This window comes from Aeromonas sp. s4 (genome assembly GCF_040907855.1).
Taxonomy (GTDB): domain Bacteria; phylum Pseudomonadota; class Gammaproteobacteria; order Enterobacterales; family Aeromonadaceae; genus Aeromonas; species Aeromonas caviae.
The window spans coordinates 1-2067 of the sequence record NZ_JBFOCP010000052.1; the positions used below are offsets into that span (position 1 = coordinate 1).

General features: G+C 54.2%; 2 protein-coding genes. Both read left to right on the plus strand.

Annotation, left to right across the window (positions count from 1 at the left end; translation table 11 throughout):
• A partial coding sequence (tuf, locus tag AB5Y89_RS17820) for an elongation factor Tu (RefSeq protein WP_017788708.1) occupies positions 1–1137 on the plus strand: 1137 nt, incomplete at its 5' end.
• 113 nt (positions 1138–1250) lie between these two features.
• Positions 1251–1793: a D-glycero-beta-D-manno-heptose 1,7-bisphosphate 7-phosphatase gene (gene gmhB / locus AB5Y89_RS17825; RefSeq protein ID WP_264787020.1), complete on the plus strand. Its 543-nt coding sequence runs from the start codon at positions 1251–1253 to the stop codon at positions 1791–1793.
• The last annotated feature ends 274 nt before the right edge of the window (positions 1794–2067 follow it).

The window sequence follows — 2067 nt, forward strand, 5'->3', positions numbered from 1 at the left end:
ACCATCGGCCACGTTGACCACGGTAAAACCACCCTGACCGCCGCCATCACCAACGTGCTGGCCAAGCACTTCGGTGGTAAAGCTTTCGCCTTCGACCAGATCGACAAGGCACCGGAAGAGCGTGAGCGTGGTATCACCATCAACACCTCCCACGTAGAATACGACACTGCTACCCGCCACTACGCCCACGTAGATTGCCCGGGTCACGCCGACTACGTTAAAAACATGATCACCGGTGCTGCCCAGATGGACGGCGCAATCCTGGTAGTAGCAGCGACTGACGGCCCGATGCCGCAGACTCGTGAGCACATCCTGCTGGGTCGTCAGGTAGGCGTTCCGTACATCATCGTGTTCATGAACAAGTGCGACATGGTAGATGACGAAGAGCTGCTGGAACTGGTCGAGATGGAAGTTCGCGAACTGCTGTCCGAGTACGACTTCCCGGGTGATGACCTGCCGGTAGTCCGTGGTTCCGCACTGAAAGCGCTGGAAGGCGAAGCTCAGTGGGAAGAGAAGATCCTGGAACTGGCTGGCCACCTGGACACCTACATTCCTGAGCCGGAGCGTGCCATTGACCAGCCGTTCCTGATGCCTATCGAAGACGTCTTCTCCATCGCAGGCCGTGGTACCGTAGTTACCGGTCGTGTAGAGCGCGGTATCGTCAAGGTTGGTGAAGAAGTGGAAATCGTTGGTATCAAAGATACCACCAAGACCACCTGTACCGGCGTTGAAATGTTCCGCAAACTGCTGGACGAAGGTCGTGCAGGTGAGAACGTTGGCGCGCTGCTGCGTGGCGTGAAGCGTGAAGACGTAGAGCGTGGTCAGGTACTGGCCAAGCCGGGCACCATCAAGCCGCACACCAAGTTCGAATCCGAAGTGTACGTACTGTCCAAAGAAGAAGGTGGTCGTCACACTCCGTTCTTCAAGGGCTACCGTCCGCAGTTCTACTTCCGTACTACCGACGTGACCGGTACCATCGAACTGCCGGAAGGCGTAGAGATGGTAATGCCGGGCGACAACATCAAGATGGTTGTTACCCTGATTGCGCCGATCGCGATGGACGACGGCCTGCGTTTCGCCATCCGTGAAGGTGGCCGTACCGTAGGTGCTGGTGTTGTAGCCAAAGTTATCGCTTAATCGATACTTTATATACACACATGAAAGGGGTGGCTTCGGCCACCCCTTTTACTTTTGGGGCTTTAAATGGCTTGTGAGATACTTTTGCGAAATCATCTATAGAGGTAGTTGTTGTGAGTAAACCCGCCATTTTTCTGGATCGTGACGGTGTCATCAATGAAGACACTGGCTATGTCAGTCAGGTCGATGATTTCCATTTTCTGCCCGGAGTCATAGACGCCCTGCAGCTCCTCAAAAAGAAAGGCTATCTTCTGGTCGTCGTCACCAACCAGTCCGGAATCGCCCGCGGTTACTTCACTGAAGATGACTTCATGAACCTGACCGAGTGGATGGATTGGTCATTGGCCGATCGGGATGTGGATCTCGATGGTATCTACTTCTGCCCCCATCACCCGGACCACGGTGCCCCCTGCGACTGCCGCAAACCCGAACCGGGTATGTTGTTGCTTGCCCAGCGGGAGCTCGGTATCGATATGAGCCGCTCTTATATGGTGGGTGACAAACCTTCAGACTTGAAGGCGGCCATCAATGCCAAGGTCGGTCACAAGATAATGGTCAGAACAGGCAAGCCGATTACTGATGCGGGGATTGAGCTGGCCGATGCCATCTACGACAACCTGCATGATTTTGCCGTTGCAGCGCCTGTCACAGGCTGATTTCGCTGGATTAAGATGCTTTTTGGTGGCTTTTTGGTGGCTTTGTGAGCGGTTGAACGATGAAAGCCATCTTTTTGCAATTATCTGCTTGCCAGAACGAATTCGCTCCCTATAATGCGCCTCCATCGACAGGGCAAGCGGCAACGCAAACAAGCCAGTCGGTGCCTCGAAAAGCCTTGGAAAATAAGGCTTGACTCGAGAAGGCGGTTGAGTAGAATGCCACTCCCGCAGCAGCCAAAAGCTGCGTCGCTCTTTAACAATTTGAATCAAGCAA